The organism is Bradyrhizobium sp. USDA 4532, assembly GCF_024171315.1.
In the GTDB taxonomy this organism is placed as follows: Bacteria; Pseudomonadota; Alphaproteobacteria; order Rhizobiales; family Xanthobacteraceae; genus Bradyrhizobium; species Bradyrhizobium australafricanum.
Map to the genome: position 1 here is coordinate 6,709,760 of NZ_JALJZN010000001.1, position 23,421 is coordinate 6,733,180.

The window sequence follows — 23,421 nt, forward strand, 5'->3', positions numbered from 1 at the left end:
GCAATTGCAAGTATTTGAGACCTCCGAAGGCGCATGGCATCCCTCGACTCCGTCAGTATAGCGATCCTGCTCGGTGCGGTGCTGGTGATGGCCGGCATCCTGTCGAGCCTGCTGGCCTTGCGGTTCGGCGCTCCCTTGCTGCTGGTGTTCTTGCTGGTCGGCATGCTGGCGGGCGATTCCGGCCCCGGCCGGCTGCAGTTCGACGACGTCCGCACCACCTATCTGGTCGGCTCGGTGGCGCTGGCGCTGATCCTGTTCGACGGCGGATTGAAGACGCGGTTTGCCAGCATCCGCACCGTGCTGGTGCCCTCGATGGTGCTGGCGACCGCCGGCGTGCTGTTGACCGCGCTGATCACAGCGCCGGTCGCCCGTTTCGTGCTCGACCTCAACTGGACCGAGTCATTGCTGGTCGGCGCCGTCGTGGCCTCGACCGACGCGGCTGCCGTGTTCCTGCTGGTGCACACCCAGGGTCTGCGGCTACGCCCACGCGTCGGCGCGACGCTGGAGGCGGAATCCGGCACCAACGATCCGTTCGCGATCTTCCTCACCTTGATGCTGGTCGAGTTCATCTCGATCGGCCAGAGCTCGGCCTCGCACATCGCGCTGGAGTTCATCCAGGAGGCGGTGTTCGGCGCCATCATCGGGGTGATCGGCGGCCGGCTGGTGGTGATCGCGCTGAACTATGTAGCGCTGCCGCAGGGCCTGCATGCGCCGTTCGTCACCACCGCGGCACTGGTGATCTTCGGCGGCTCGCAGATCGTGCATGCCTCGGGATTTCTCGCGGTGTATCTCGCCGGTATCATCATCGGCAACCGGCCGACCCGCGCGCATAATTCGGTGGTGACGTTCCTCGACGCCGCGACCTGGCTGGCGCAGATCGTGATGTTCGTGCTGCTCGGCCTCCTGGTCTCGCCGCATCGCCTGCTCTCCAGCGCCGGCGGCGCCGTGCTGGTGGCGTTCGCGCTGATGCTGGTGGCGCGGCCGCTGGCGGTGCTGATCTGCCTCGCACCGTTCAAGTTCAACTGGCGGGAGAAGGTCTTCATCGCCTGGACCGGCCTGCGCGGCGCGGTCGCGATCTTCCTCGCCTCGATCCCGATGCTGGTCGGCCTGTCGAAGGCCTATCTCTATTTCGACGTCGCCTTCGTCGTCGTCATCATCTCGCTGCTGTTGCAGGGCTGGACACTGGCGCCGGCGGCACGGCGGCTGCACGTCGCGCTGCCGCGCGCCGAACGCGGCCCGCGCCGCGTCGAGCTCGATTTGCCCGGCCAGCTCGAGCAGCAGCTGGTCGGCTATCCGGTGCGGCCGAAGAGCCTGTACTTCCGCCGCGGGCTGATCCCGTCCTGGTCGAAGCCGACGCTGGTGATCCGCGACGAGCGGATCCTGACGCCGACCGAGGCCGATCCGGTCGCGCCCGGCGACTACATCTACCTGCTGGCGCCGCCGGAGCGCGCCGAGGCGCTCGACCGCTTCTTCGTCGACATGGCGCCGTCGAGCGCGCCCGATCCGCATCTGCTCGGCGACTTCATGGTGTCGGCGGAGCATACGCTCGGCGAACTCGCCGAGATCTACGGCGTCAAGGTCGACGAGCACCAGGCCAAGCTGACGCTCGCCGACTATTTCGACGTCAATCTCGACCGCGCGCCGAAGGAAGGGGCCGAACTGGCGCTCGACGAGATCGTGCTGGTGGCGCGCAGCATCAGCGGTGGCCGCGTTAACGTCGTCGGCCTGCGCCTGCCGGAGGAAGAGGAGAAGGTCGCGCCGCAAACGCGGATGCAGATCGTCAAGCGCAAGCTCGCCGATATCTGGGCGTCGGTGGCGGGGGTCTGAGGCGCGCCGTTACGTCTTGCGCAGGAAGCTCGAATCCGGCGCGAACTTCCTGATCATGTCGGATAGCCCGTCGTCGGCCGGCGGACCGGATGGGCCCTTGGACGCCGCGTCCGGCTTGGTCTCGCCCTTGATTTTCTGGCCGGAAATCTCGGCCAGCGCCGCGAGCAGCGTCTCGTCGAGATTGTCGGCCGCTGTCTTCGCAGGTGGTGTCGTCGCAGCTGGCGTCGTGGCGGGCGCAGCGGGAGCCGGCGGAGGTGGCGTCGGTGGAGTGGGCGCGACCGCACGGATTTCGGGCTCGCGCCGCGCCGGCGGCGCTGACTCCGGTGCCGGCTTGGACGCGTCCTTGGACGCATCCTTGAACGCATCCTTGGGGGCGTCCGCCCGCCGGGCGGCGGCCTCGCTGACGGCGGCGATCAACGATGCTTCGAGAGCGGCGGGCGTGTCGGCCGGCATGGGCGGCGGTGTAGCCGGCATCGGCGGCGTTGTGACCGGCACCGGCGGCGGCCCGGCGGGCTTCGCGTCCCGGGTGGCGCGACCGAACAGCGGTTCCCGCTGGCTCGCCGCCTGCGGTCGGCTGTCGGTGGCCTTGCCCGGCTCCTTTCCAGGCTCCTTGGCAGGCTTGAAGAGACCCGCGCGTTCGGCGGCCATCTTGGCGGAAGCCTCCTCGACCGTGGCGAGCAGGGACGCTTCGAGCGCGTTTGCGCGATTGCTTGGCGAAGCCGCCGCCTTGGCGGCAGGGATGATCACCGGCTTTGGCTGCGGCGGGGGCGGCAGCGGTGGCGGCCGAGATGCTTCGACTGGTGCGGGCGGCGGCGGGATCGGCTGACCGTCCCCGGCGCGCGCGATGATGCCGTCGACGATCGCCGCCAGGCGGCCCTTATCGGGGGCGGCCAGATAGCTCGCCGCCAGCTCATCGACATATTGCGGGCCGTAATCGGCGAGCACATTGGCGATCTGGGCGAGATCAGGATCGCTGTCGACAAGCCGGCGCCAGGCCTCGCGGTCGTAAGTCTCCCGGCCGTAGGCTGCGTCCCCCTTCTTGTCGGGCCAGGCCACCCGGCGCGACTGACGCTGCCCGGTATCCTGGCCTGCGATCGGATCGAGGGTCGGCGGCTGCAGCCCGTCGCTGAGGCGCGGCGGGGTAAATCCCGAGGCGCCGGCCGGCACGGCGGCATCGGCCGGACGCCGGGGCCGCTCGTCGACCTGCAGCGCGATCAGGCCGACGCCCATCAGCAGGAAGCCGAGCGCGGCCCACGAAATCGTGGCGCACAGCAGCCCGCCGATCAGCAGCAACACCCAGCCAGTCAGTCGCACAAATACACCCTTCCCTATGCCCGATCGGACGTCCCGACGCGGGCCTGGCAGACAAGATAGGCTATCTTATGCCGACTTTCGGAAAAACGGCCAGCTAGGCGCCCGCCGTCAGCACCTTGACACCGCCGAACGCGGTCACCTGGCCGCCGCGCAGCATCACGATCTGGGTGGCGAGCTGGCGCAGCTCGGCCGCGTCGTGGCTGACATAGACCATCGGGATGCCGGCTTCGTCGCGCAGCCGCACCAGATAGGGCAGGATCTCGAGCTTGCGGCTTTCGTCGAGCGCCCCCAGCGGCTCGTCGAGCAGCAGCAGCCGCGGCTTGGACAGCAGCGCCCGGCCGAGCGCGACGCGCTGGCGCTCGCCGCCGGAGAGCTTTCCGGGACGGCGGTCGAGCAGGGCGCCGATGTCGAGCAGGTCGACGACGCGCCGGTGTTGGGCGGGATCTTCGGTGAGGCCGTTCATGCGGCGGCCGTAGTCGAGGTTCTGGCGGACATCGAGATGCGGAAACAGCCGCGCGTCCTGGAACACGTAACCGATGCGGCGGCGCCAGCTCGGGACGTGGATGCCGGTCGCGGTATCGTCGACGGTCTCGCCGTCGATCACGATGGTGCCGCGGTCGGGACGCAACAGTCCCGCGATGGTGTTGATCAGCGAGGTCTTGCCGGAGCCGGACGCGCCGAACAGACCGGTGACGCGGCCCTCGCTGGTGAACGAGGCTGCAAGCGAGAACTCGCCGAGCTGCTTGGTGATGTCGACGCGCAGCATGGCTAAAGCGCGATGAGATTGAGTTGAATCGTCATCGCGCTTTAGCTCCTTGTTTGAGCATGGCCTCTTCGGAAAACCGCTTCACACTTTTCCGGATCATGCTCTATTGCCCATGCAGGCGCGCGGTGGCGCGACGCGCGAACACTTCAGCCGCGACCAGTGCGCCGACCGCGAGCACGATCGAGATGATCACGAGCCGCGCGGCGGCGGGGTCGCCATCCGGCGTCTGGATCAGCGAATAGATCGCCGACGAAATGGTCTGGGTCTCGCCGGGAATGTTGGAGACGAAGGTGATGGTCGCGCCGAACTCGCCGATCGCCTTGGCAAAACCGAGCACCATGCCGGCCAGCACGCCGGGCAGCGCCAGCGGCAGCGTCACGGTTGCGAACACCCGCCACGGCGCGGCGCCGAGCGTCTCGGCCGCCTGCTCGAGGCGGCGGTCGACCGCCTCGATCGAGAGGCGGATCGGCCGCACCAGAAGCGGAAACGACATCACGCCGCAGGCGAGCGCCGCGCCGGTCCAGCGGAATGCGAACACGATGCCGAGATGGTCGGCCAGCCAGCCGCCGACCAGGCCGCGCTTGCCCAAGGTCAGCAGCAGCAAATAGCCGGTGACGACGGGCGGCAGCACCAGCGGCAGATGCACGGCGGCATCGAGCAGCGACTTGCCCCAGAAATCGCGCCGCGCCAGCAGCCAGGCAAGCGCTACCCCGAACGGGGTCGCCACCAGTGTTGCGATGACGGCGACCCGCAGCGACAGCAGGATCGCCGTCCATTCGGTCGGCGAGATCTCAAACACGCTTAGGTCGTCGGGCTGATCAGGAACTTGAAGCCGTACTTCTCGAGGATCGTCTTCGCCGTCGAGGAGCGTAGGAAGGCGAGATACTCGGCGGTCTCCGGTTTCGCGGTCGTGGTCGCCGCGACCGGATAGATGATGGCCGGATGGGTGTCGGCCGGGAAGGTGCCGACGATCTTGACGCCCGGCTCGACCTTGGCGTCGGTCGAATAGACGATGCCGAGCACGGCTTCGCCGCGCGCCACCAGCGTCAGCGCGGCGCGCACGCTCTCGGCCATCGCGAATTTCGGCTCCGCCGCCTGCCATGCGCCGAGCTTCTCCAGCGCGGCCCTGGCGTATTTGCCGACCGGCACCGCCTTGACGTCGCCGGTCGCGATCCTGCCGTCGCCGGCGAGCTTGGCGAGATCGAAGCCGGGTCCGATGTTGACGTTGTCGAGCTTGGAATCCTTCGGCGCGATCAGCACGATCGAGTTGCCGAGCAGGTTCACCCGCGTCTGCTCATTGATGTTCTTCTGCTTGATCGCATAGTCCATCCAGTCGGTGTCGGCGGAGACGAACACGTCGGCTGGCGCGCCCTGCTCGATCTGTTTTGCCAATGCCGAACTCGCGGCATAGCTGGCGGTGATCTTGACGCCGCTCTTGGCGGTATAGGCCGCGTCGATGTCGTCGAGCGCGTTCTTCATCGAGGCGGCGGCAAAGATGGTGAGCGTCTTGTCCTCGGCGCTCGCGGGCGAATGCAGCGCGCCGAGCAGGATGACGAAAGCGGTGAAAAGTCCGGCAAGCCTTGAAATTGAAAGTCGTGGCATGGAAAGCGCTCCGTGCGAGTTCGCGCGCGAACGATCGCGCGCAAATCAGGCGTTGGGTTGGGGTCTGGCCTGCGACGGACGGAAGCGCTGTTCCGCTGGTCCCCGATGGACTTACGGTCCTCAGGGATATCGCACTGCAAACATAGCAGGCTGGGGCTTACGGTAAAGGCGACCGTTTGTCTAACCGCCCGTCCTATTCATCCGCCGGCTGGATAGCGATCGACAGCGAGTTCTCTTTTGAGCCGCTGACCTGCAGCACGAAGGGGCTGGCGGCGAGGTCGTATTTCACGGTCTTGCGGATACCGTCGCAATCGGTCGCGCCGCTGAACGCCTTGGGCTTCAGGAGATGCCCGTCCTGCACCAGGTCGACCCAGGCCCCGGCCGACAGGCTGACGGTATAGAGCCCGGCCTTCGGCGCGGCCTTGAAGTTGGTGAAGCCGGCGAAGGTGCCTTCCTTCGGCGCGCGCTCCGGCGGGGTCGGCAATTTGGCGTCGCCGGGGGCCACCAGCGCCAGCGTGATCGCGGTCGCCGGCAGCGCGGCCTGCTCGCTTCCCGATACGACCCGGGCACGATTGGGTGCGGTCAGCGCGGCGCGTGCGCGCTCGATCGACCATTTGAACTTGTCACAGCCGCTCGGCTCCTCCGCCGCGAAAGCGGAAGTCGAGACGAGCACGAGCGATGCGGCGAGGAGCGATTTGCGCATGTCTGGTCCATTCATGATGACGGATAGAATAGATCAGCCGCCCCGATCCATCGCCCGAACGCCTTACGGCGCGACGGCACGAGATCATATCGTAGTTCGAGCCGGCCGGCATAGCCGCCTGACAAAGATGTTATTGCCCTGGCAGCTGCTGTTTGGCGTCGGGGGCGTTCAGCACCGTCCTGCAGTCAGCCGGCATCTGCGCAAGCGTCATCGGCGGGCGGGGTTTCGGCGGCTTCGGCGGAGGCTTCGGATGCAGCACCGAATCCTTGAACCAGAAGGCGAGATCGGACGGCTTGCAGCCTTCGCCCTCCGCTTGCGGCTTCTGTCCCTCGCAGCTAGGGCTGCCGGGCGGACATCGCATACGAATGTGGAAGTGGTAGTCGTGGCCCCACCACGGCCGGATCTTCGACAGCCAGCCGCGATCGCCCGTGGCCTCGCGGCACAGCGCCTTCTTGATCGCGGGATTGACGAAGATGCGCTGCACCGCCGGCTCCCGCGCCGCGTCGCGGATGACGAGCACGTGGCCCGGCGTGAAGACGCGTGGATCGATGTCGAGCCGGTCGTCGCGCACCATCATCACCGCCGACATCTCCTCGCGGTCCTCGCGCGATAATTTGCGATCAGGCATCGGCGTCAGCCAGATGTCGGCGTCGAGTCCGATCTGGTGGCTGGCATGACCGGAGAGCGCGGGGCCGCCGCGCGGCTGGCCGATATCGCCGACCAGGATGCCCGGCCAGCCGGCGTCCTTGTGCGCGTTGGCCGCAAGCCGCTTCAGCAGCGCGATCATGTTGGGGTGACCCCAGTAGCGGTTGCGCGACAAGCGCATCACCTGCCAGGTCTCGCCGTTGAGCGGCATCTGCGCGGCGCCGGCGAGACAACCCTTGGTGTAGCCGCCGATCGACCGGGTCGGCAACGCCGCCGGCAGCACCTTGCGCGCGAACAGCTGCTTCGCCCCGATCTTTGGATCATTGGGGTTGGCGAGCGGCGGCAGCGGCTGTGGATTGAGCGAGCCCCTGTCCTGCGCCCGCGCGGAGATGGTGCAGGCGACGAGGGCTAAGATCAGGAGTGGGAACAGACGCAGGCGGGGTGTCATTCGGATCACTCTGTCGGCGCAAGGCTAGCATGGATTCGGAGCAGGCGGACCGCGCTTTCATCCCATTCGCTTGATCGCCCACAGGGTGGATTAAGATTACCTGCGGCTTCCAGGCTCCGATGTGAGCCACGCCACTTTACAAGCGCACGTTGTGGGCGACATCATGTCCGCAATAATTTCAGGGTAGGCGTTATTGTGACGAGCGTATCGTGCGTACGGCTGGCGTTTGCCGCCGCGATTGCCGCGCCGATTTTGGCGCTCTCGCCGGCGCGGGCCGACGTCGTCGTTCACATCGATAAATCATCGCAGCGCATGGCGGTCAGCGTCGATGGCGCGAGACGCTACAACTGGCCGGTGTCGACCGGCCGCCGCGGCTATGGCACGCCGAGTGGGGTGTTCCGTCCGCAGATGCTGGCGCGCCGCTGGTACTCGAAGAAGTACTATAACTCGCCGATGCCGCACTCGATCTTCTTCCACCGCGGCTTTGCCATCCATGGAACATACGAACTCACGCGCCTTGGCGGGCCGGCCTCGCATGGCTGCGTGCGCCTGCATCCCTCGCACGCCGCAATGCTCTATGGGCTGGTCGAGCGCAACGGCCGAGGCGGCACGCGCATCGAAATCACCAACTAAGGTATGATCCGGCAAAATCCGAAGGCTGAGGCGCACCGCGCTTTAACCGCGCGATAACCCTGCCGCACGCTGACGAACATTGATGCGCTTGAAGCGTCTTCGGCGCATTCATTGTGCAATCGCGCGCCGGTTTACGCTTCCTTCACCAAGCGCCGGCGCTTCCACGCTGCGAATCTGTGCCGTGCGCCGCCGGCGCGCCGGGAGCAAACTCGCGCCCGGCGTGAATTCGCCTGCAAAGCAGGCATGCAAGGGTTTCTCAGGCAGCGCAGCTACTCGCCAAGAGATACCAATTTTTCAGAGACTTATCGCAGATATATCGCCGAACTGGAATGCGCGTGGGGCGTGCGATACCGATGATGCGGCCGAAGAAAAAGACCAAGAAACCGAACCAGGCCAAACTGTCCCGTCCTCGGGGCCGTCGTCCCACACCGATGCCGAAAGTGTCGGGCAGATCGCGCCGCCCCGCGGTCGAGATCGGCGAACTGGTGCGCCAGCGCGCGCAGGCCGAAGCCGCGATCGCCGAGGCGCGCAAATCCAACGCGCGGCTGCGTGAGGCGATCGACATCCTGCCGCAGGGCATCGTGTTCCTGGATCCGGAAGGCCGCTACACACTCTGGAACAAGAAATACTCGGAAATCTACAAGCGCAGCTCCGACCTGTTCGAGCACGGTGCGCGCCTGGAAGACACCATCCGCATCGGCGTCGCGCGCGGCGACTATCCCGAGGCTGCCGGCCGCGAGGAAGAGTGGATCGCCGAACGGCTCAGGAAGATGTACCAGCCCGGCGAGCGGCACGAGCAGGTGCTGGCCGACGGCCGCGTGGTGTTGATCGAGGAGCGGCTGACCGCAGATGGCGGCATCGTCGGCCTGCGCGTCGACATCACTGAACTGAAGCAGCGCGAGGCGTCGTTCCGCCTGCTGTTCGACGGCAATCCGGTGCCGATGATCCTGTGCGCGCTCGACGGCGAGCGGATCCTCGCGGTCAACGACGCCGCGATCGCGCATTACGGCTATGTCCGCGCCGAATTCGAGCGGATGACGATCAGGAGCCTGCAGGCGTTCGATGCCGAGCTGCCTTGGGCGGCAGGCCGCAGCAGCGACGAGCAGGCGGCGCGGACCTGGAAGCATGTGCGCGCCGACGGCACGCTGATCGACCTTGCGATCTATTCGCGCCAGCTGATGCATGGCGACCAGCCGGCGATGCTGCTCGCGCTGATGGACATCACCGAGCGCAAGCGCGCCGAGGCGCGGCTCGCCTTCATGGCCCAGCACGACAGCCTGACCGGCCTGCCCAACCGCAATCTGCTGCGCCAGCAGATGGACGAGATGCTGCAGCACACCCGCCGCTCGACCGACAAGGTTGCGGTGCTGATGCTGGGTCTCGACAATTTCAAGGCGGTCAACGAGACGCTCGGCCACGGCATCGGCGACAAGCTGCTGCGCGCGGTCGCCAAGCGCCTGCGCTCGACGCTGCGCGAGGAAGATGCGCTGGCCCGTCTCAACTCCGATGAGTTCACCATCGTGCAGGGCGGCGTGATGCGGCCCGAGGACGCGGTGCTGCTGGCGCGGCGGATCTTGGATGCGATCGGCGAGCCCTATCTGCTCGAGGGGCATTCGGTGGTGATCGGCGCCAGCATCGGGATCGCGATGTCGCCCGGCGACGGCGAGGATTCCGAAAAGCTCCTGAAGAGCGCCGACATGGCCTTGTCGCGCGCCAAGAGCGAATTCCGCGGCACCTTCTCCTTCTTCGAGGCGGAGATGGACGCGCGCGCCCAAAGCCGGCGCAAGATCGAGATCGACCTGCGCGATGCGATCCAGAACGAAGGCCTGCGGCCCTATTACCAGCCGCTGGTCGATCTTGCGAGCGGGCGCATCACCGGCTTCGAGGCGCTAGTGCGCTGGCCGCATCCGGAGCGCGGCATGATCTCGCCTGGCGAGTTCATCCCGGTGGCCGAGGAGACCGGGCTGATCAATCCGCTGGGCGCGCTGATGCTGCATCGCGCCTGCATGGACGCGGCGCAATGGCCGGATGACGTGCGCGTCGCGGTCAATTTGTCGCCGCTGCAATTCCGTACCGGCAATCTGCTGGCGCTGGTCACCGACGCGCTGCGGCAATCCGGCCTGCCGGCGCGGCGGCTCGAGCTCGAGATCACCGAGACGCTGTTGCTTGAGAAGAGCAGCCAGGTGCTGGCGACGCTGCATGCGCTCCGCGCGCTCGGGGTTCGGATGTCGATGGACGATTTCGGCACCGGCTATTCCAGCCTCAGCTATCTGCGCAGCTTCCCGTTCGACAAGATCAAGATCGACCAGTCGTTCGTGCGCGACCTCGGTGCGAACCCGGACGCGCAGGCGATCGTGCGCTCGATCGTCAGCCTCGGCATCGGGCTCGGCGTCACCATCACCGCCGAGGGCGTCGAGACCGAGGCGGAGTTGAGCCGGCTGCGCGCCGAAGGCTGCCACGAGGGCCAGGGCTTCTTGTTCAGCCGCGCCCGGCCGAACCCCGAGGTCATCAGCCTGCTCAAGGCGCAGCGCGTCGCGACGGCGCTGGTGGCGTAGTGGAGCCTAGAGGCAGAGATGTAACCTCGATCGAGCGTCGGGCTCCCCTTACCTCGCCCCGCGTGCGGCAGGGGTGTCCGGGGAAATTCAGGCATAGCGGAGCTCCATCTGGTCAGGTGAGATGGTTGATTTCCGACGGCTGGGGTTGATGGGCGGAGGTTTGTCGATGGCAGCGAGGGATCGACGCGTGAGCAGGAGCTGGCCGACGAGTTCGGCGAACCTGAGCGGGAGCATTTTGATGCAGTTGGTGTGAGCGGCGATGCGCAGCAGCAGGTAGGCAATCATCGCAGCGAGCACCTGAAGGCGGATCGCGTTGTCGTTGGCGCCGAGGAACTTGCGAATATCGAGATGCTGCTTGATCCAGCGGAACAGCAGCTCGATTTGCCATCGGCTCTTGTAGAGGGCGGCGATCTCGACGGCGCTACGGGCAAGGTCGTTGGTCAGGAGTGTGATCTTGCCGCCTTTCTCGCGTCTGATCTTGATGCGGCGGAGCGGGATTGGAAGGCGCGAATCGCCCTTGCTGGTGAGCTTCACCTCGTCATCGGCAAGGATTTCGAAGCCATCCCCGTTACGCTTGCGGATGGCGCGATGCCTGAGCGAGCGAAGACGGATGCTCGTCTTCGCCCGGGTAACGAACAAAGCCTTGCTATCATTGATCTTCTGCCACCAGTCGAAACGGCAATAGCCCTTGTCAAACACATAGGTGGTGGCGGGCTGGATTGGGGTCTGTCGGCCGATCTCGATGTCATTGACGTTCGCGGCCGTCATCTCGACGCAGGTCGGGACATCGCTCCTTGGGTCGTAGACGACATGCAGCTTCATGCCGCGGATGCGGCCGTTCCACGTCGCCCAACTGCAGACCTTGCCGAGCGGGATCGGACTGGCGTCGATCAGACGCACCATCTCCATGCCTTCACTCCGCAGCTGGCGACGCGCCATCGCCGACAGCGCCGCAAAGGTTTGCGCGAAAATGCCGATCGGACGGCGGGCATTGGCATCGGACAACGTCGAGCGCGACAGCTTGCCGGTTCCCAAGTGATAGTGATGCTGCGAATTGGCGTTGAAGCCAGTCACCACCCCGCGCAGACTGCTGTTGCCGCTAAGCTGGGCATAGATCAGCGCCACCAGATGATCCCAGCTCCTGAACGACTTGTCGTAGGCATCCCCGTCCAGACGATCCACAACCGTCTGAAACTGCCGTCGATTGATCGGTTCAAGCAGCCTTCCAAAAATGCTACCGCGATATCGCATGCTCGGCCCTCTGTGTCTCGACAACCAGAAAAGACCGATTTGCCTCGGTCCTGCCGAGCATGCACCGCGACACAGTGAATCATTCCCCGGACACCCCTGCGCGTGCGGGGAGAGGTCGGATCGCATCATCAGATGCGATCCGGGTGAGGGGGATTCTCCGCGAACGCAGCTATTACCGAATGTGCGGAGACGGCCCCTCACCCCAACCCTCTCCCCGTAAGAACGGGGAGAGGGAGCGCACCGCCGTCGCCTTCACGCCCTACGATTCTTTCTTGTTGAGATGATAAGTCAGCGCCAGCGCCACGCAGTGGCGCAGCGCGGGCTCCGGCAGCTTGCCCGCGACATCGAGCAGGATGGCGCGGTTGCCGCTGTAGCTGAGCTCGGGATAGAGTTCGCGGAAGGTCTCGACCAGATTGGTCTGGCAGTGGAAGTAGACCGCGACCTGGTCGGCAGCCGGCTTCACCTGATCAATCCGGACCGTGCTGCCGCTGCCGGTCTCCGGCGTGAGGTAGCTCGGCTGGCCCCACTTCAATGTCTCTTCCAGCGCGCCGACGCCCTTGGTTGCCTTCGCGGTCTCGAAGATCAGCCGCCGCAGCGCCAGCAGCTTGGCTCTGACCGGGGCAGGGTACGTGTCGAACAGCGCAGCTGCCGGTTTAGCGTGCGGCCGTCGCGCCGCCTTGCTGGTCGATGCTGGCGGCTTGCGCATGGTGGGCTCCGTGAGGAGGACGTACCTATATCTATCTACCACAGCGCCTTGAAGGTCATATAGACCGCCATCAGCGAGACGAAGACGATCATCGCGTTGCGTAACCGCGCGCGGTCGATGCGGTTGGCGGCGCGGGCGCCGAGATCGGTGCCGGCCAGCAGGCCGACGATCACGCCCGCCAGCACCGGCCAGGACGCCAGCGAGCCCTCGCTCCAATAGATCCAGGCCGAGGGGATCGTGGTCGGGATCAGCGACATCACGAGGCTTGCCATCTGCGCCTGATGCTGCGGCACCCCGAGCACGGCGCTTAAGCCCACCACGGTCGCCAGTCCGCCGCCGATGCCGAGAAAGCCCGACGACAGGCCCGCCAGCAGCCCGACAATGAGCAGCGCCGGCCAGGATATTTCGCGCGCGGTGACTTTGTCGTCGTGCTTCGCCTGGTCGCGTCCGCCGCGCAGGATCAGCATCGCGTCGAGCACGACGAGATAGGCCATATAGGTCCAGCGCAGCGCGGGCTCGGCGACATGGTTGGCGGCGAGTGCGCCGGCCGCGCCGCCGGCGACAAAGCCGAATGTCAGCAGCGCGATCCAGCGCAATGGGGTGCGGTTGCCGCTCTGCCAATAGCGCCGGATCCCCGTGAGGCTGGTCGGCGGCACCTGCGCGACCAGCGAGATGCCTTGCGCGACATGTTGGCCGGCGCCGAGCAGTAGCATCGAGAACACGACCAGTCCGCCGCCGGGGCTGACGCCGAGCAGCCCGGCGGTCAGACCGCCGGCGAGGCCCGCGCCGATGCCGGCGAGGAGGTCGGGGACGATCACCGCATCCCCCGTCAGCGCCTGGCGGCAAGGCCGGCAAGGAAGATGTCGAAGGCGTGCATCGCTTCCGCGGTCGAGACGGTTTCGCCCCACAGCCGTTGCAGCACGATGCCCTGAAACATCGCGACCATTGCCCGCGCCGCGCCGCGCGGCTGCACGCCGCGGTCGATCGCGCCGCTCTTCTGGCCGCGCCGCAGCAGGTCCACGATCAGGGCGATCGGCTGGCGGATTCCGCTCAGCACCTGGTCGCGGACCACGTCGTCGCGCAGCGCCTCCGCCCAGAGCTGCAACGCGACGCGGCGGGCGCGCAGGCCTTCTTCCTTCTGCAGGTCGCCGAGAAAGCCGCGGGCGATCGAGCGCAGGCTCTGCAACACATCGTCCGGTGGACCCTTGAGCGCCAGCAGCGCGCTGTCGCGGCCATGGCGGCTTTCGCCGATCGCCTGGATCAGCTCCTCCTTGCCCGTGAAATGCCCGTAGATGCAGCCGGCGCTGAGCCCGGACTGCTTGATCACGTCCTGGATCGTGGTCTGGTGAAATCCCTGGCGGGCAAAGCAGATCTCCGCGGCCTGCAGAATCTCCTCGCGACGGATCGCGAGCGTCTCGGGTTTCACCTTCGGCATAGTCGGTCCTTGTCAGGTCGCGGCCGGCCGATGCGGCGGGCTTGACGATCATTCGTTGCCATTATAAAGAACGAATATTCGTTTTGTAAAGAGGGGAGGCTGACGGCATGATCGGCTTTGCAAAGCTTCTGTGGCATCCGGGCGCGGCTGAGATGGCTCATGTCGAGCTGCCGTCGACCGGCGCGCGGATCGCGTTCCTGCTCGCGTCGTTCGCGATCGTGCTGCTGTTCGAGGCCGCGTTTCCGCTGTTCAGCTACGGCCGCAGCGACCGGATGCGCAATATCGGCCGCAACGCCGCCATCACCGTGATCTTCGTCGGCGTGAACCTTTTGCTCAGCCCGCTGTCGCCGCTGGCCGCGCAATGGACGCTGGATGCGAAATTCGGCCTGTCGCACTGGCTCGGCCTGTCACCCCTGAACCAGCTCCTGCTCGGCATCATCGGGCTCGACCTGTTTGCCTATTTCGCCCACGTCTCCATGCACAAGCTCGGCTGGATGTGGCGCTTCCATCGCATGCACCATGCCGATCGCTTCGTCGACGTCACCACGACGTTCCGCGAGCATCCCGGCGAGACGCTGTGGCGGATCGGCTGGCACATCGCCGGCGTCTTCGTGTTCGGTACGCCGGCCTGGGTGCTGGTTACCTATCTGACGCTGTCGGCGCTGAACGCCCAATTCGAGCACGCCAATATCCGCCTGCCCGAGCGGCTCGACCGCTGGCTGCGGCTCGTCTTCGTGACGCCGAACATGCACAAGATGCATCATTCGCGTCATCAGCCGGAGACCGACAGCAATTATTCGAACCTGCTCTCGATCTGGGACCGGCTCGGCGGCACCTATAATCGTGGTCCACGCTTCGCGGAGCTGCGCTATGGCCTCGACGGCTTCGATGATCCCGAGAAGCAGTCGCTGCGCGGCCTGCTGAAGATGCCGTTCATGCGCGATTGGGGGCGGGTCGACGCTCGGCCGGACGACAAGTCCGACCGGTCCGCTCCGCCGCCCGTGCTGCCCTGGCCATGACTTGAAGCCCGGCGCCGCCGCTCAGGCGGCGTTGCGCAGTCCGGCGAGGAAGGTGTCGACGCTGTGCGACAGCGCGGCGGCGTGATCGCCGAGCTGGCCGGACGTATCCAGCACATTGCCGGTGAGGGCGCGGGATTGGCTGGCGGCCTCGCTCGCGCCCGCGATATTGGCGGAGACCTCGACGGTCCCGGTGGACGCCTGCTGCACGCTGCGGGCGATCTCCCGCGTCGCCGAGTCCTGCTGCTCGACGGCGGCCGCGATCGCGGTGGCGATACCCGAGATCTCGCGGATGGTGCCGCTGATGTCGCCGATCGCGCTGACGCAGTTGCCGGTGGCGGACTGGATCGCGCCGACCTGGCCGGCGATCTCCTCGGTCGCCTTCGCGGTCTGGCTCGCGAGGTCCTTCACCTCGGCGGCGACCACGGCAAAGCCGCGGCCGGCCTCGCCGGCGCGCGCCGCCTCGATGGTGGCATTGAGGGCCAGCAGATTGGTCTGGCTCGCGATCGCGCTGATCAGGCGCAGCACGTCGCCGATCTTCTCTGCCGATGCGGCGAGGCTCGTCACCATCTCGGTGGTCTCCATGGCCTTGGTCACGGCGCTGTCGGCGACGCGGCTGGAATGGGTGACCTGGCGGCCGATCTCGGTGATCGAGGACGCCAGCTCCTCGGTTGCGGCGGCGACCGCGTTGACGCTGGCCGAGGCTTCCTCGGACGCGGCGGCTGCCGCCGAGGTCCGTTCGGAGGCGCCGTTGACGCTGGCGGTGATCTCGCCCGCGACGCGCTGCATGTCGCCCGAGGACCGCGCGACGGCGGCGACCATGCCCTTGACGTCGGCTTCGAAACGATCGGCCATCTGCCGCTGCAAGGCCTGCTTGTCGGCCTCCGCCTTCACCTTGTCGGCCTCCTGCGCCTCGCGCAGCGAGGAGGTTTCGACCATGCTGCGGCGGAACACGTCGACCGCCTTCGCCATCGTGCCGAGCTCGTCGCGGCGCTCGCTGCCGGGTATGGTGACGCTGGTGTCGCCGCTGGACAGGCGGTTCATGACCGCGGTGATCGCGGTGAGCGGCCGCGACAGGCCACGGCCGAGCAGGAACGCGAGCAGCACGGCGGCGGCCATGATCGCGACCACGCCAAGGATCAGATTGCGCTGCGCGCTTGCCGCGGCGGCTTCATAGTCGCTGGTTTGACGATCTCGAGCACGGCGACCGGTTCGCCGGCGTAGTTCTTGATCTGGCCGAGATAGAGCTCCACCGCATGGCCGTCGAGAACGGCGTCGCGCAGCAGGGCCGCACCGTTCATCACACGCTTGAGCTCGTCCTGGGTCGCGACCACGGTATCGCCGAAGGTCGAGGACAGCCGCTTGAAGCTCTGGCCGTCGAAGGAATGCACCGCAAGGTCGATGCCGAAGCGCTTTTTGGCGCGGTCGACGAATTCCTTGCCGAAGGCGGCGCCGACGTCGACATTGGCCAGCGTCTTGCCCTCGTGCATGATCGGGGTCATCCCGAAGATCGAAAGCGCCTCGCGGCCGGGCTCGACGCCGACGATCGGCTTGCCGGTCTTGTTCGATTCCACCACCGTCGTGCGCCGCGTCGAGGCGTCATCGCCGAAAGTCTTCGGCGCATGGACCCGGTAGAAGCTGGTCGCCGGGGGCTGCCAGAACGAGATCAGCGGGATGCCCTGCGCCTTCATCGACGCCCAGGAGGCGCCGAGCAGCTTTCCGAGGCCGTCGCGGTCGCCCTTGGCGATGGCGTCCTCGACCGGCGGCAAGGCGGCGATGACCGCCGAGACCGCGAGCGCCGCGCGCCCCTCGTAGTCGATCGCTGCAATCACGCTGTCATATTGCAGCTTGAGCTGCTGATCGAGCGCGAGCCGCGTCAGCGCCCGCTGCTGGCTGATGGAGAAGCCGCCGAGGATGGCGCAGGCGACTGCGACAGTCAGCGAAATCGCCAGAATCAGGCGGGCGGCAATCGATCGAAGCGTGAACATGGGACCAGCGAAACTCCAGGCATTAGCGCCGCCCGCAAAGTCTCAGAAAAAGCTTAACAACCGGATGTTGCGCCGCCGGTATTCGTGCCGCGACCATGGCCGCCGGTGCTACTTTCGTACTGTTCAACGTCTGGCCTGACAGGGCCGGCCGGCTGCGCGCATCAATAGGCATGTGTCACTCAGGGGCGAACGCGGATGATCGTACTCCCTTTGCGTCGACCGGTCGGATTCAAGGCAGCGACGGCCTCGTCGAGAGTCGAGACGTTGCCGATGTTTGTCCGCAGGCGTCCGTCCCGCACCCGCCGGACGATCTCACTCAGTTGGGAACGATCGGACTCGACGACGAAGTCGACCGCCAGGCCGTCGGAAGGTCGCGCCCCGGCCGGCCCAACGACCGTCACCAGCATTCCTCCGCCTCGAATCAGTTTTGCCGACCGCTTCTGGATTTCACCGCCAATGACGTCGAACACCAGATCGACTTTGCCGACGTCCTCAAGGGCGTCGTTGTCGAGATCGACGAACTCCTGCGCGCCGAAGTCGAGCACAGTCTGACGGTCGGCGGACCGCCCGGAGCCGATCACATACGCGCCGGCCTCTCGCGCGAGTTGCGTCACCATCGACCCGACTGCGCCGGCCGCGCCGTGTGCGAGGACACTCTGCCCCGCCTGGAGGCGGCCGTGCTGAAATAGTCCTTGCCATGCCGTCAGGCCCGAGACCGGAAGGCTTGCGCCCATTGTGAAGTCGACGTCGCCCGGTAGCGGCGCGAGGTTGCGCGCCTCGATCGCCACATACTCGGCCAGCGTGCCGTCGCGATACCAGTCCGCTAGACCGAACACCCGCTGTCCCACCGATAGCCCTGTAGTGCCATATCCGAGAGCGGTGACCACTCCGGCCAGCTCGTGCCCCGGGATCGACGGTGTTCGGTCACGATCGAGGCGATCGGTCCAGGTCGAGGGCCACGCCAGCTCAGTCGGGACAAATCTCGACGCATAAACCTGAACGACGACGTCGTTTATCGCTGCCTGCGGCTCGGGCCGGTCCACCAGCTTCATCCCGGCCGTTCCCGCGGCTTGGTCCGTTACAACGATGGCCTTCATGGGAATACTCCTTGTCTCTTGGTGGAACTGCTGCAGAGCGCGCGGACGCGCCGACTAACCAAGAACTGCCAAGGCAGTTCGGTTGCTTAGTACGAACGAATAGATGCGCTGCGCCTGCTCATAAAACAGCACCAAGATTGCGAATTTTGGCTGTACCAAGCGCGACGGCTGCCCTCTGCGAGCTCAATGCGTTACCGCACCGCTGAAAAATCCGGGCAGTCGACAGAATCCATTTTGCACAGTCGGGGACAGAATTCAGATTGCGAGGGCCGCCAGTCGTCATGCCCACTGTTGGGCCCAAAACCGACATGATCTTTTCGGAAAACCGCTTCGCACTTTTCCGGATCATGCTTTAGCGCGCGGTCGGCGGAGCGCCGAGATTGCCTGCCAAAATCGCCTTGCCGGCGTCCTCGTACTGGGTGTCGCGGGCCTGGATCTGCTGCGCGATTGCGTGCATGTCGCGAAACCGTCGCTCGAACGGATTCTTGGCGAACACCGCCGTTGCCCCCGACATGTGATAGGCGATGTCGACCACTGCGGCCGACTGGTGGATGGTCCAGGTCGAGGCGATGCGGATCGCGACGCGATGTGCCTCGGTGATCGGGTCGCCGCGGACGAGATCGTTCCAGACCTCGTGGGCCGTCGCGTACAGATAGGCGCGCGCGGCGCGCAGGCTGGCCTCGGTGCGCCCGATCTGGCCCTGCACGGCATTGTTGTCGCGCATCGCCTTGAGGCCTTGCGGGGTCTTGCCGCGGGCAAGCTCGGTCGCCGCGTCCAGCATGGCGCGCGCGACGCCGAGCGAGGTGGCGGCAAAGCCCATGCTGAACACCATGTTGGTGGAGAGCTTGTAGAGCGGCCCCGGCTCGCGGCACGCGGCGGGATCGTCGCGCAGCGCGGCGAACTGCTCCGGAATGAAGAGGTTGTCGACCGAGTAGGAATCGGTGCCGGTGCCTTTCAGACCGATCACGTCCCAGACGTCATACATTGTCGCTGACGACATCGGGAACAGGATGGTGCGGATCTCCGGCGAACCGTCGGCCTTCTTGCGCGGTGAGCCGTCGTCCTCGACGACGCGGACATGGGCGCCGAGCCAGCTCGCCTGCCGCGAGCCCGAGGCGAAATCCCAGCGCGCGCTGGCGCGATAGCCGCCGGGCTCGGCGCGCACCTCATGGGCGATAGCGCCCCAGGCGAGGATGCCGGGCGTGGTGTTGAAGATCTCGTTAGCTGCGTCGGGTTCGAGATAGGCCGCGGTCATGGCGCAGACGCTGCACTGGCCGAGGCACCAGGCGGTCGATGCATCGGCCTTGGCGATCTCCTCCTGCATCTGCATGAAGGCGTCCAGTGTCGCCTCGGCGCCGCCAAAACGCTTCGGCAGCAGCGCGCGATACAGCCCGTTCTCGACCAGTGCCGCGGTGACGGATGGCGTCAGTCGCCGTGTCCGTTCGATCTCGTCGGCTTCACTCGTGATCAGCGGCGCCAGCGCGCGCGCCCGCTCGACAAGGTCGAATCCCTGCGGCTTGTTCATGCGTGTCCTCGGCGCCTTCTGTCATTCTTGTTGGGCAGGCCGGGCGATGGTGGCTCATCCGGCAGGAGAGGGCAAGGGAAGGCAAGGCAGGACGGCGCCGATGCAGATCAGCTATCCATCCGCTGTGCCGGTGCGCGCGAGTGTGACGAATGCAGCCGCGCTCAGGCGGCGGCGCGGCCGAGATCGAGCGACGGCTGGCGCTTGGTCGAGAAACTCAGCGCCACGGCGACCGCGGCGAGGCCGATCGCAAAGGAACCGGCGTGCAGCCACGTATAGCCGTGGAACGTGTCGAACACGTAACCGCCGGCCCACGGCCCGAGCGCCATGCCGAGGCTCGCGAAGGCCGACACCGCGCCGAACACCGTGCCCATGATGCGCGCGCCGAAGAACTCGCGCACCAGCACGGCGTAGAGCGGCATCACTCCGCCATAGGCCAGCCCGAACACGACAGACAGCGCGTAGAACTCGCCGAGCTGCGCCACCGCGAGATAGGTCGCGATCGACAGCGCCTGCACCAGGAGGCCGCCGACCAGGACCGGCTTGGCGCCGAGCCGGTCGGCGAGCACGCCGAGCAGCAGCCGGCCGCCGAGCCCGGAGAAGCCGGCGAGGCTGTAGACTGTGACCGCGGTGAGCGGCGCGATGCCGCACACCATGGCGTAGGACACCATGTGGAAGATCGGTCCCGAATGCGCCGCGCAGCAGGCGAAATGCGCCAGTGCCAGCGTGATGAATTGCGGCGTGCGCAGCGCCTGCGCCGCGGTCCATTCAGTTTGCGGCACGTTCGCGGCGGTCGGGATTGCGACGTCCGTTCCCTGCGGCGCCGGGCGCACCAGGAACGATGCGGGGATCAGCAACGCCCATGCGGCGATGCCGATCACGAACATCGCAAAGCGCCAGTCATAGGCCGTGATCAGCCAGCTCGCGGACGGCGCGACGGTCAGCGGCGATACGCCCATGCCGGCCGACACCAGCGCGACCGCGAGGCTGCGATGCTTGTCGATCCAGGCGCTGGCGAGCGCCATCATCGGCGCATAGAAGCTGCCGGCGGCGATCCCGATCAGCACGCCGAAGCAGAGCTGGAATTGCCACAGGCTCTGCGCCTGGCTTGCCGTCACGAGGCCAAGCCCGAGCAACAGGCTGCCCGCCAGCACCACGATGCGGGTACCGAAGCGGTCGGACAGCGCGCCCCAGGCGAACGCCGCAAAACCCATGCAGAGGAAATCCAGCGTCGCCGCCGCCGAGACGCCGGCGCGCGACCAGCCCATCGCATCCGAGATCGGCTGCAGGAACACCGCGAGCGACAGCATGGTGCCGAAGCCGACGCAGGTCATCAGCGCGCCCGCGCCGACGACGACCCAGCCATAGTCCAACCGAGCGGCCTTGCTCATGCGTTTCCCCGGCGCTGTTGTTTGTTGTGGTGCGCGCAGGGAGGATGCTGGCCTATCTGAGGTCCAGGGGCAACATGACGGGCAACATGCCTCTCATTCCGGGATCAGCGGATTGTGCGTTGCATGCGCAAGATGTCGCAGCGAGGTGCGGCTAGAGCCTTTTCCGTTCCGATAGAATCGGAACGGGGCTCTAGATTCTTGCTTTGACGCGTTTTCTTCACGCGAACCGGAGCCACTTCGCTCGAAAACGCTCTAGCCGCACTGCCAGGCGCGCCCGATCGGCGTCCAGGTCCAGCACGGGCCAAAACTGCCGCCATTGTAGCGGCCGCGGTAGAATCCGGGGCGGCCGAAATAGTACCAATCCCCGCCATACCAATATTGCGGCGAATAGTCCGGGTAGCCGCGGGCGGCGCCGCGCGGGCCGAACACCGGAATGGTTTGGTTCGGCGGCTGCCGGTAGCCGGGCAGGAAGCCATAGCCGTGCCAGCGGGTGCCGTGCCGCTTCTTCGAGGAGGCGGCGGAGCTCAGGTCCGGCTGCAGCAGTGCGAGGATGACGATAAGGAGGAACAGGATGCGCAACATGATCGCAGTCTAGTCGGAGCGCGATGCAGTGGCGATTCAAATCATGGTGCGTTTTGTTGCTGGGACAAGAATGGGCAACAGTCGCGCCGGTAGCGCCGCCTCAGCTGTCCACCTTGAGCGCGGCGATGAAGGCTTCCTGCGGGATGTCGACCTTGCCGAACTGCCGCATCTTCTTCTTGCCTTCCTTCTGCTTCTCCAGAAGCTTGCGCTTGCGCGTGATGTCGCCGCCGTAGCACTTCGCGGTGACGTCCTTGCGCAGCGCGCGGACGGTTTCGCGCGCGATCACCTTGCCGCCGATCGCCGCCTGGATCGGGATCTGGAACATGTGCGGTGGAATCAGCTCCTTCATCTTCTCGACCATGGCGCGGCCGCGGCCCTCGGCGCGGGTGCGATGCACCAGCATCGACAGCGCGTCGACCGGCTCGGCGTTGACCAGGATCTGCATCTTGACCAGATCGGCCGGCTTGTAGTCGGTCAGATGATAGTCGAACGAGGCGTAGCCCTTGGAGACCGACTTCAGGCGATCGTAGAAGTCGAACACCACTTCGTTGAGCGGCAGGTCGTATTTCACCATCGCGCGGGAGCCGACATAAGTGAGCTCCTTCTGCGAGCCGCGGCGGTCCTGGCACAGCTTCAAGACGCTGCCGAGATATTCGTCGGGCGTGAGGATCGTCGCCTCGATCCACGGCTCCTCGATCTCGGCGATCTTGACCACGTCGGGCATGTCGACCGGGTTGTGGATCTCGAGCTCGGTGCCGTCGGTCAGCTTCATCTTGTAGATCACGCTCGGCGCGGTCGCGATCAGATTGAGGTCGAATTCGCGCGACAGCCGCTCCTGGATGATTTCCAGATGCAGCAGGCCGAGAAAACCGCAGCGGAAGCCGAAGCCGAGCGCGGCGGAGGTTTCCATCTCGTAGGAGAAGCTTGCGTCGTTGAGCCGCAGCTTGCCCATCGCCGCGCGGAGCGTTTCGAAGTCGTTGGCGTCGACCGGAAACAAGCCGCAGAACACGACCGGAATCGCCGGCTTGAAGCCCGGCAGCATCTCGCTGATCGGCTTCTTGTCATCGGTGATGGTGTCGCCGACGCGGGTGTCGGCAACTTCCTTGATCGCCGCGGTGATGAAGCCGATCTCGCCGGGGCCGAGCTCCTCGACCTGCTCCATCTTCGGCGTGAAGAAGCCGACGCGTTCGATATCGTAGGCCGCGCCGGTGCCCATCATGCGGATGCGGCTCCCCTTCTTCATCACGCCGTCGACGACGCGGATCAAGACGACCACGCCGAGATAGACGTCGTACCAGCTGTCGACCAGCAACGCCTTCAGGGTCGCGTCGCGGTCGCCCTTCGGCGGCGGCAGGCGGGTGACGATCGCTTCCAGCACGTCAGGCACGCCGACGCCGGTCTTGGCCGAGATCATCACGGCGTCGGACGCATCGATGCCGATCACGTCCTCGATCTGCTGCTTGACCTTCTCGGGCTCGGCCGCGGGCAGGTCGACCTTGTTCAGGACCGGCACGATCTCGTGATTGTTGTCGAGCGCCTGATAGACATTGGCGAGCGTCTGCGCCTCGACGCCCTGGCTGGCGTCAACCACGAGCAGGGAACCCTCGCAGGCCGCCAGCGACCGCGAGACCTCGTAGGCGAAGTCGACATGGCCGGGCGTGTCCATCAGGTTGAAGATGTAATCCTTGCCGTCCTTGGCGCGGTAGTTCAGCCGGACGGTCTGCGCCTTGATGGTGATGCCGCGCTCGCGCTCGATATCCATCGAATCGAGCACCTGCTCCTTGCCCGCCATTTCACGATCCGACAGGCCGCCCGTCATCTGGATCAGGCGGTCGGCAAGGGTCGATTTGCCATGGTCGATATGGGCGACGATGGAGAAGTTGCGGATGTTCGAAATCGGGGCAGTTGTCATGGGCGCGGGATAGCATCCGCACCCCCGC

The 23,421-nt window shown here is 66.2% G+C and carries 19 protein-coding genes and 1 pseudogene; 4 read left to right on the forward strand and 16 right to left on the reverse strand.

Annotation, left to right across the window (positions count from 1 at the left end):
* Positions 1-33: 33 nt before the first annotated feature.
* The gene (locus tag J2R76_RS30850) at positions 34-1,827 is read left to right on the forward strand and encodes a potassium/proton antiporter (RefSeq protein WP_057019518.1); all 1,794 of its coding nucleotides are present in this window, start codon (positions 34-36) and stop codon (positions 1,825-1,827) included.
* 9 nt (positions 1,828-1,836) lie between these two features.
* Here the strand turns inward: J2R76_RS30850 and J2R76_RS30855 are convergent, their stop codons facing one another.
* From J2R76_RS30855 to mepA, 6 genes are all read right to left on the reverse strand, one after another.
* Positions 1,837-3,141: a hypothetical protein gene (locus J2R76_RS30855; protein ID WP_141342811.1), complete on the reverse strand. Its 1,305-nt coding sequence runs from the start codon at positions 3,139-3,141 to the stop codon at positions 1,837-1,839.
* Positions 3,142-3,235: 94 nt separating this feature from the next.
* Positions 3,236-3,907: a molybdenum ABC transporter ATP-binding protein gene (modC, locus tag J2R76_RS30860; RefSeq protein ID WP_057019517.1), complete on the reverse strand. Its 672-nt coding sequence runs from the start codon at positions 3,905-3,907 to the stop codon at positions 3,236-3,238.
* Between the two features lie 103 nt (positions 3,908-4,010).
* Positions 4,011-4,706 (reverse strand): molybdate ABC transporter permease subunit, encoded by a 696-nt coding sequence (gene modB, locus J2R76_RS30865; protein WP_076831159.1) that lies wholly within the window; start codon positions 4,704-4,706, stop codon positions 4,011-4,013.
* 2 nt (positions 4,707-4,708) lie between these two features.
* Positions 4,709-5,494 (reverse strand): molybdate ABC transporter substrate-binding protein, encoded by a 786-nt coding sequence (gene modA, locus J2R76_RS30870; protein WP_076831188.1) that lies wholly within the window; start codon positions 5,492-5,494, stop codon positions 4,709-4,711.
* A 208-nt stretch (positions 5,495-5,702) separates the two neighbouring features.
* Entirely contained in the window at positions 5,703-6,212 is a 510-nt protein-coding gene (locus J2R76_RS30875) for a hypothetical protein (protein ID WP_076831155.1), read from the reverse strand.
* A 130-nt stretch (positions 6,213-6,342) separates the two neighbouring features.
* Positions 6,343-7,305: a penicillin-insensitive murein endopeptidase gene (mepA, locus tag J2R76_RS30880; RefSeq protein WP_057019514.1), complete on the reverse strand. Its 963-nt coding sequence runs from the start codon at positions 7,303-7,305 to the stop codon at positions 6,343-6,345.
* A gap of 195 nt (positions 7,306-7,500) precedes the next feature.
* On the opposite strand from mepA, the gene J2R76_RS30885 reads away from it, so the two are divergent.
* Both J2R76_RS30885 and J2R76_RS30890 read left to right on the forward strand, forming a co-directional pair.
* Entirely contained in the window at positions 7,501-7,938 is a 438-nt protein-coding gene (locus J2R76_RS30885) for a L,D-transpeptidase (RefSeq protein WP_225163662.1), read from the forward strand.
* Positions 7,939-8,291: 353 nt separating this feature from the next.
* Entirely contained in the window at positions 8,292-10,493 is a 2,202-nt protein-coding gene (locus tag J2R76_RS30890) for an EAL domain-containing protein (protein ID WP_143271106.1), read from the forward strand.
* 87 nt (positions 10,494-10,580) lie between these two features.
* Here the strand turns inward: J2R76_RS30890 and J2R76_RS30895 are convergent, their stop codons facing one another.
* The 4 genes from J2R76_RS30895 to J2R76_RS30910 form a co-directional block, all read right to left on the reverse strand.
* Positions 10,581-11,744 carry an IS4 family transposase gene (locus J2R76_RS30895; RefSeq protein ID WP_229193596.1) on the reverse strand — a complete coding sequence of 388 codons (1,164 nt, stop codon included), beginning with the start codon at positions 11,742-11,744 and terminating at the stop codon, positions 10,581-10,583.
* Positions 11,745-12,003: 259 nt separating this feature from the next.
* On the reverse strand, positions 12,004-12,450 hold the full coding sequence (locus J2R76_RS30900) for a DUF1801 domain-containing protein (protein WP_076831150.1): 447 nt from the start codon (positions 12,448-12,450) through the stop codon (positions 12,004-12,006).
* Positions 12,451-12,485: 35 nt separating this feature from the next.
* A complete protein-coding gene (locus J2R76_RS30905) occupies positions 12,486-13,268 on the reverse strand; it encodes a sulfite exporter TauE/SafE family protein (RefSeq protein ID WP_076831147.1) in 783 nt (260 codons plus the stop codon).
* A gap of 11 nt (positions 13,269-13,279) precedes the next feature.
* Entirely contained in the window at positions 13,280-13,885 is a 606-nt protein-coding gene (locus J2R76_RS30910) for a TetR/AcrR family transcriptional regulator (protein ID WP_057019535.1), read from the reverse strand.
* A gap of 107 nt (positions 13,886-13,992) precedes the next feature.
* On the opposite strand from J2R76_RS30910, the gene J2R76_RS30915 reads away from it, so the two are divergent.
* Positions 13,993-14,904, forward strand: a complete 912-nt coding sequence (locus J2R76_RS30915; protein ID WP_076831144.1) for a sterol desaturase family protein — start codon at positions 13,993-13,995, stop codon at positions 14,902-14,904.
* A gap of 21 nt (positions 14,905-14,925) precedes the next feature.
* Here the strand turns inward: J2R76_RS30915 and J2R76_RS30920 are convergent.
* The 6 genes and pseudogenes from J2R76_RS30920 to lepA all read right to left on the reverse strand — a co-directional run bounded on the left by J2R76_RS30920 (position 14,926) and on the right by lepA (position 23,393).
* A pseudogene (locus J2R76_RS30920) lies at positions 14,926-16,889 on the reverse strand (methyl-accepting chemotaxis protein).
* Positions 16,890-17,068: 179 nt separating this feature from the next.
* Positions 17,069-17,986: an NADP-dependent oxidoreductase gene (locus J2R76_RS30925; protein WP_076831142.1), complete on the reverse strand. Its 918-nt coding sequence runs from the start codon at positions 17,984-17,986 to the stop codon at positions 17,069-17,071.
* A 352-nt stretch (positions 17,987-18,338) separates the two neighbouring features.
* Positions 18,339-19,511 carry an acyl-CoA dehydrogenase family protein gene (locus tag J2R76_RS30930; RefSeq protein WP_076831139.1) on the reverse strand — a complete coding sequence of 391 codons (1,173 nt, stop codon included), beginning with the start codon at positions 19,509-19,511 and terminating at the stop codon, positions 18,339-18,341.
* 161 nt (positions 19,512-19,672) lie between these two features.
* Complete coding sequence (locus J2R76_RS30935) at positions 19,673-20,899, reverse strand: MFS transporter (protein WP_076831136.1); 1,227 nt, start codon at positions 20,897-20,899, stop codon at positions 19,673-19,675.
* 252 nt (positions 20,900-21,151) lie between these two features.
* Positions 21,152-21,481, reverse strand: a complete 330-nt coding sequence (locus J2R76_RS30940) for a hypothetical protein (RefSeq protein ID WP_076831133.1) — start codon at positions 21,479-21,481, stop codon at positions 21,152-21,154.
* Positions 21,482-21,581: 100 nt separating this feature from the next.
* The gene (gene lepA, locus J2R76_RS30945; protein WP_057019506.1) at positions 21,582-23,393 is read right to left on the reverse strand and encodes a translation elongation factor 4; all 1,812 of its coding nucleotides are present in this window, start codon (positions 23,391-23,393) and stop codon (positions 21,582-21,584) included.
* Between the last annotated feature and the right edge of the window lie 28 nt (positions 23,394-23,421).